This window comes from Micromonospora sp. NPDC004540 (genome assembly GCF_040610095.1).
Classification (GTDB): Bacteria; Actinomycetota; Actinomycetes; order Mycobacteriales; family Micromonosporaceae; genus Micromonospora.
In genome coordinates, this window is record NZ_JBEXLR010000173.1 from 1 (window position 1) to 6,094 (window position 6,094).

Annotated in this window: 9 protein-coding genes; 1 reads left to right on the forward strand and 8 read right to left on the reverse strand. The window is 75.0% G+C overall.

Going from position 1 to position 6,094, the window contains the following annotated elements; genetic code table 11:
* Window positions 1–4: 4 nt before the first annotated feature.
* Window positions 5–136, forward strand: a complete 132-nt coding sequence (locus ABZV78_RS31025; RefSeq protein ID WP_355644329.1) for an alkaline phosphatase — start codon at window positions 5–7, stop codon at window positions 134–136.
* A gap of 51 nt (window positions 137–187) precedes the next feature.
* Here the strand turns inward: ABZV78_RS31025 and ABZV78_RS31030 are convergent, their stop codons facing one another.
* From ABZV78_RS31030 to ABZV78_RS31065, 8 genes are all read right to left on the reverse strand, one after another.
* Complete coding sequence (locus ABZV78_RS31030; RefSeq protein WP_355644315.1) at window positions 188–862, reverse strand: HAD-IA family hydrolase; 675 nt, start codon at window positions 860–862, stop codon at window positions 188–190.
* 99 nt (window positions 863–961) lie between these two features.
* Window positions 962–1,582, reverse strand: coding sequence for a C39 family peptidase (locus ABZV78_RS31035; RefSeq protein WP_355644317.1), 621 nt, complete (start codon window positions 1,580–1,582; stop codon window positions 962–964).
* 258 nt (window positions 1,583–1,840) lie between these two features.
* A complete protein-coding gene (locus ABZV78_RS31040) occupies window positions 1,841–2,263 on the reverse strand; it encodes a TIGR03618 family F420-dependent PPOX class oxidoreductase (protein WP_355644319.1) in 423 nt (140 codons plus the stop codon).
* A gap of 49 nt (window positions 2,264–2,312) precedes the next feature.
* Complete coding sequence (locus ABZV78_RS31045; RefSeq protein ID WP_355644321.1) at window positions 2,313–2,654, reverse strand: YkvA family protein; 342 nt, start codon at window positions 2,652–2,654, stop codon at window positions 2,313–2,315.
* Between the two features lie 41 nt (window positions 2,655–2,695).
* On the reverse strand, window positions 2,696–3,532 hold the full coding sequence (locus ABZV78_RS31050) for a hypothetical protein (RefSeq protein WP_355644323.1): 837 nt from the start codon (window positions 3,530–3,532) through the stop codon (window positions 2,696–2,698).
* 135 nt (window positions 3,533–3,667) lie between these two features.
* Complete coding sequence (locus ABZV78_RS31055; RefSeq protein WP_355644324.1) at window positions 3,668–4,108, reverse strand: hypothetical protein; 441 nt, start codon at window positions 4,106–4,108, stop codon at window positions 3,668–3,670.
* Between the two features lie 194 nt (window positions 4,109–4,302).
* Window positions 4,303–5,565, reverse strand: a complete 1,263-nt coding sequence (locus tag ABZV78_RS31060; protein ID WP_355644326.1) for a WXG100 family type VII secretion target — start codon at window positions 5,563–5,565, stop codon at window positions 4,303–4,305.
* On the reverse strand, window positions 5,558–5,929 hold the full coding sequence (locus tag ABZV78_RS31065) for a hypothetical protein (protein WP_355644328.1): 372 nt from the start codon (window positions 5,927–5,929) through the stop codon (window positions 5,558–5,560). The genes ABZV78_RS31060 and ABZV78_RS31065 overlap by 8 nt, the downstream gene beginning before the upstream one ends.
* Between the last annotated feature and the right edge of the window lie 165 nt (window positions 5,930–6,094).

Below are 6,094 nucleotides of genomic sequence, written 5' to 3' on the forward strand. Positions count from 1 at the left end.
CAACCTGGACTGGACGACCAGCGGCCACACCGGCGCCGACGTGGTGACCGCGTACGGTCCGCTCGCCGAGCAGTTCACCGGTAAGCACCCGAACACCCACGTGCACGACGTGCTGGCCCAGATCCTCACCCGCTGATCCCGACCGGTCGACGCCCTCCCGTCCCCGCGGCGGGAGGGCGTCGGCGCGTCAGCGTCCTCGGCCCGGCTCGTGCAGCAGGGCGGGCAGTTCGCCGAGGGCAGTCAGTGCGCGGCCGACCCAGGCGGGGTCGGTGTCGTTGTGCTCGGTGGTCCGGACCACCGTCATGCCGACGGCCGCCGCGCCGGCCAACTCGCCGTCCGCGCCGTCGCCGACGAAGACGCACTCGGTCGGCGCGACGCCGAGGCGCTCGGCCGCCAGCCGGTAGATCTCCGGGTCGGGCTTGGCCAGGCCCACGTCGCTGGAGAAGACCGCCACGTCGAACCGGCGGGCCAGTCCGGTCGACGGCCACGCCTCGGCGGTCTCCGCGGTGGCGTTGCTGACCAGCCCGATCGGGTGGCCGTCGGCGCGCAGCGCGTCCAGCACCGCGAGGGTCGCCGGCCGGACGCGACCCAGCAGCCGCCGGGCCAGCTCGCGGCGGTGCGCGGCCGCCCGGGCCACCTGCTCCTCGGTGGGCGCGCCGCCGAGCCGCCGGGCCAGGATGCGCACCGTCTCCACGGCGTCCCACCTGGTCATCCGGTCCCGCCAGGTGGCGTGGTACGCCTCGACCAGCGCGGCCGGCTCCACCCCCACCATCAGCGCCATCTCGCCGACCACGCGGTCCCGCTCGGGGTCCCCACCGGGCACCAGGGTGTGGAACAGGTCGAAGATCACCGGTCGCGGCACGGTCCAGACTCTAGCGGGGCCGGCCCTGGGCCGGTGACGGAACAGGATGCCGAAAGGGCCGGCCTCCCCGCTCGGAGAGACCGGCCCTTGGTGGTTCGGTCAGGAGCTGTAACCGCGGCCGGCGATCCAGTTGGCCAGCTCGGTCACGTCCATCCAGTACGTCGGCTCGTTCGGGCTGGCCGGGTCGGCGATCAGCACCGTGTTGCCGTCGTCCTTGTACTCCACCACGGTCAGGTAGTGACCGGGGTAGCTGTGCTCGACACCGTCGATGTCCAGCGCGCCGCCCAGGATGTTGGCGACGACCGGCCGACCCTGGTCGACGGCGGCCTTGACGTCCGCCCGCAGGCGCTCGACCTGCTCCTTGGTGGCCACGTCGTCCCGGATCTCGGTGGTCTTGTACTTGCCGCCGGTGTACTCGTTGAGCACCCGGGTGATGTCGATGGCCGAGTCGGTGCCGTTCTCGGTGGTGCCCAGCTTGGCGGCCAGCTCGTCCTGGCTGACCTCCTTGCCCTCGGCCGACAGCGCGATCCGGGTCGAGGCCGGGCCGCAGTAGAAGTAGTTCGGCTGCGCCTCGTACTCGTAGCCGGCGCTGCGCTCGCCCTTGCCCTTGAGGGGGGTCGACGGCGCGGCCTGCGCCGCGACAGTCGGACCGACGACGGTCCCGCCGCACATCACCAGGCCGGCGACGGACAGCATGCTCTTACGGAAGATCGAGTTCATGTCGAAGCTCCATTCGGGGGTTGACGTCTCCGGGTTGGGAGACGCGGCACCGGGAGTGGCGCTCGGCGTGCCTCGGGGTTTCTCGGTGCGCTCCAGGGCGCGGCCCCGCTCGCTCACCGGGGGCGGCGGGCCTGCCGCCCGCTCGCTCGTACGAGAGGTGCAACGGGCCGCTGCCGGCCCCGATTTCCGCAGGTGGCGGCCGTCACGGTTTAACCGGACATCGGGCGCGAGCGGGCGGTCGGCGCGGTGACGGGTGGGTCAGTCGGTGCCGGTGGGAAGGCTGCCGAGGAGGCGGGTCACGGCGATCTCGATGACCACCCGCTCCGGATTCGGACGCGGGGTGCGATAGCGGGCGGCGTACCGCCGCTCGGCCTCGGCCACCGACTCCGGGTCGCGGCGCAGCATCGCCCGGCCCTCCACGGTCAGCCACCAGCGGCCGTCGAGCTGGCAGACCGCCACGGGCGTGCCCGCCGGGCCCGCCGCGGCGACGTGCCGGGCCTTGGCCGAGGTGCCGGAGGTGATCACGCGGGCCAGGCCCGCGTCGACGTCGAAGGTGACCCCGACGGGTACGACGTGCGGGGTGCCGTCGGCCCGCAGGGTGGTCAGCGTGGCGAGGTGGCGGTCCCGGAAGAACCGGGCGACCCGCTCGTCGTGTGGGTCCAGTCGGTGGTCGCCCGCCATGTCCCGCCCTCGGTGCCCTGGTCCGGGCCGACCGCCGGCCCGGCGTCGATCATGACACGGGGCGGCGCAGCCGGTCCGGCCCTGGCGGGGAGTCGGACCGATCGGGCAGCCCGCGCTGTGCGGCCCGGTGCTTCGCGGCCAGCCGGCCCAGGTAGATCAGCGCCCCGGCCAGCACGCCCATGTCGTCCAGGTAGATCGGGTCGGGCAGCACGTCCACGGGCAGGATCGTGTAGATCAGCGCGCCGTAGAAGGCGACCTTGCCGCCGACCCCGAGCGCGCCGAGCATGCGGCGGGTGCGGACCACCCGGACGGCGAGCACCACCGCCCCGACCAGCGTCGCCAGCGCGGCGACGGCGGCGAGCACGACAAGTATCCAGGCTTCACGGGACACGAACCCACGCTAACCGAGCCGGGCCAGCCCCGCCGGGTGCGTCAGTAGGCCGGCACGGCCGCCCGCCCCCGGGCCACCGTGGTCAGCTCGCGGGTGGTCTCGACCGCCCTGTTGGGCGCCGGCAGCTCGCGGGTGGTCTCCGGCCCGGCAAGCTCCGCGATCGGCAGCGACGACCGCGGCGCGGTGGCCGGGCGGGTCGCCACGTACGCCTCGTCGCGCAGGCTGCGCGCGGCGTCGGCGGCCAGCTCGGCGGCCCGCCAGGCGGCCTGCTCCCGCTCCCGGGCGTCCTGCTGCCGGGCCCGGAGGTTGTCCCGGACCAGCCGGCGCAGCAGCAGCTCCTGCTCCACCGGGTGCCGGCGCGGATCCCAGCCCTGGTGGCCGAGGATGCCGCTGAGCTGCTGCACGGTGATCTCCTTGCGCCACTGGGCGTCCAGCGCCGCGCGGTGCAGCCAGCGCTCCCGGTCCACGTACTCGGCGGGGGTCCGGGCGGTCCGGGGCAGGGGCAGCGCCGCGGCGGCCGCCAGCCGGCGGACGTCCTCCTCCGCCGCCTCGTACGCCCGCCACGCCTCCTCGACCTCCTCCTGGGCGGCCAGCCACTCGGCCCGGCGCCGCTCGGCGGTCGCCGCCGCCCGGGACGCGGCCACGGCGACCTCCTGCGCGTACCGGGCCCGCTCGCGGGCCTCCTCGCGGGCCTGGGCGGCCAGGTCGATGCTGCTCGGCCGGGCGGCCTCGCTGATCCGGTCGACGAACACCGACCGGAACCGGTTCGGTCGGACGACCAGGGCGGCGACCACGATCGCCGCCACGGCGAGCAGGGCCAGCCAGATGACGGCGGCCCGGGGAACGTCGGGCAGGACGGTGGAGAAGACGGTCTGCATCACCAGCACCTCGTGGTGGAACGGTCGAAGTCAACGGTCGGGGCCCGGGCGACGGGCGGGAGGTCGCGGCGGCATCGCGACGGGGGTGCGCGGCGGGTCGAACGGCGCGGGGCGTTACCGAGATGGCCAGCGCGGTCAGGCGCGCGGCGGACCGCGGCGGGCGATGGTGGCCCGGCCGGGATCGGCGGCGACCACGACGTCCGGGCCCGCGACCGGCGCGGCGGTGTCCGCCGTGGACCGGTGCGGCGGCCCGGCCGGGGCCGGCGCGGCGAGCGGGTGCCGGAGGGGCGGGTCCGCGGCGGTCCGGACGACGGGCGCGACGGACGGGTCCGCGGCGATCCGGACGAGGGGCGCGTCCGCGACCGGCTGGCCGGCCGAGTCCAGGTCGGCGGCAGCCGGCGCGTCGACCCGCAGGTCGACGGCAGGGCGGGTGGTCGCGGCCGGATCGAGGTGGTCGGCGGGCGTGGCCGCCGGCCCGGTGAGGCCGGCGATGACCGCGAGGGCGGTCACCGCCGTGCGGGCGATCCTGCGCAGCGTGGCCGTCCAGAGGGACGAGGCGAACGCTACGGGCAGCACCGTTTCAACCTATCGGTCAGTTCCGCCTCGTGCAGCTCGACGATCTTCCCGGTCGACGTGACCCGTCCCACGATTCGGTGTGGACGGACCCTTCCGCGCCGGCGGTCGCGGCCGGGGAGCGCGGCCGACCCCGGCTCGACGCGAACGGCGCGGCACCCCCCGGGTGGGGACGCCGCGCCGTCGTCGGCCTGCGGTCAGTTGCCGCCGAGCACCGGCGGCGGGGCCGCCTCGCCGTCGGTCCAGACCATCTCGTCCTCGGTCAGCCAGGTCAGCCGGCCCTCCGACTCGTCGTCCTGGTCGCCGCGCGCGCCCAGCACGCCGTTGCGGCCGGCCATGGCGGGCCGCCCGGTGGTGCCGCTCTTGCCGGTCGAGCGGCTCTCCGTCTCGATCGTCACGCCCCGCCCGGAGGCGAGGCGACCGGTGCCGGCGGCCGACCGGTTCTCGGCGCCGATCCCGCCCACCCGGCCGGCGCCCGCCGAGCCGCCGCCCGAGCCGGCCAGCGACCCGGTGCCCAGCACGCCGGGCATGCCGTAGAGCGAGCCGCCGCCCCCACCCGCCGGCAGGGTCGGGTTGGCGCCGCCGAGCCCGGGGCCTGCCAGGCCGGTCGTCGGGCCGGTGACGGTCAGCGGGCCGGCGCCGGCGAGCGAGGTGCCGGTCGGCTCGACGGTGCCGACCGAACCGATGCTGCCCGGGGTGCCCGTGCCGGGCTGGCCGCCGGTGCCGCCGCCGGACGTGCCGCCGCCCACCGTGCCGCTGCCCGGGGCGGTGTGGTGCACGCCCGAGGTGGTCGCGGTGCCGTTCGCCGCCGGACCGAAGCTGCCGACGCCCGGCCCGGCCGACGGCGTGCTCACCGACGGGCCGCTGCGCAGCGTCGGGTCGGTCGGGTCGCCGTGGCCCGGAAGCTCCGTGTTCGCCGGCTCCGGCACGACGATCCGGCCGTACGCCGAGAAGTCGTAGCCCTCGGCCAGCTTGGCGACGACCTGCACCATCCGCTGGTGCGCCTTCTCCTGCTCGGCCTTGTCCTGCTCGTGGCCGACGATGCCGCCGACCAGCGCGCCGGGCAGGCCACCGACCAGGAAGCCCTTCCCGGCGTTGGAGAGCATCTTGTCGTTGTCGTCGGTCTCCTCGGGGCTCTCCGCCTTGGCCTGGGCGGTGCGCAGCTCGCTGGCCATCATGTCGAGCCCCTGCCGGATGCCCGTCATGCCCTCGGCCAGGTTGCCGGAGTAGTCGGCGACCAGGTTGAGCCGGCGGTGGAACTCCCGGGCGGCGTCGCCCGTCCACGTCTTCATCAGCGCGTCGAGGTCGGCGGTCAGGTCGCGGCCGAGGTCGTCGAGGGTGCCCTTGAGCGAGGTCCACTGGGCGCTGAGCCCGTCGATCTGCTTCGGGTCACCGGCGTTGACGCCCTGGTAGAGCTCCTTGTGGCTGACGTGCTCGTAGCGCTGGGTGTATTCAGACACGCGGATCCTCTCCCTTCGGCTTCATCGCCTCGGTCAGCCCGGAGAGGGCGGCGGCGATGTCGGCCGCGGCGGCGGCGTTGCGTGCCTCGGCGGTCTTGTAGTTCGTCATGATCGTCTTAGTGGCCTTCTGGGCGGCGACAATCGCCCGGCGCAACCGCTCGACGTGGTTGACGTAGCTCTGGTGCGTCTCGGAGTAGCGACGCGCGTTGTCGTTGGCGTCGGTGAACGTGCCGAGCGCCGGCGGCCGGCACTGCATCTCGGTGTTGAGCTTCTTCAACACCGACTCGGCCTCGCTCAGCCTGCGCTCGAGCCGCTGGTGAAAGTCCTCCAAGGACAGTACGTCTACTGCCGTGCGCCCGGTCATGGCTGCATCCCCGTAGTCATCGTCGAGAACCGTTGGCCACGTTCAGGTTAGTCGACCGGGGCCAGCCGGGGCGACCCGTCATCGCGCCGATCCACTTCGGACGATTCACCCGCCGGTCATCCGCCCTGTGCGGGGGCCGCGTCGTCGCCCGGTCCGGTCGTCGCG

Excerpts from the sequence above, each read along its gene's own strand:
- ABZV78_RS31035 (WP_355644317.1), bottom strand. The coding sequence starts at position 1,582 with ATGAACTCGATCTTCCGTAAGAGCATGCTGTCCGTCGCCGGCCTGGTG.
- ABZV78_RS31040 (WP_355644319.1), bottom strand. The coding sequence starts at position 2,263 with ATGGCGGGCGACCACCGACTGGACCCACACGACGAGCGGGTCGCCCGG.
- ABZV78_RS31050 (WP_355644323.1), bottom strand. The coding sequence starts at position 3,532 with ATGCAGACCGTCTTCTCCACCGTCCTGCCCGACGTTCCCCGGGCCGCC.
- ABZV78_RS31065 (WP_355644328.1), bottom strand. The coding sequence starts at position 5,929 with ATGACCGGGCGCACGGCAGTAGACGTACTGTCCTTGGAGGACTTTCAC.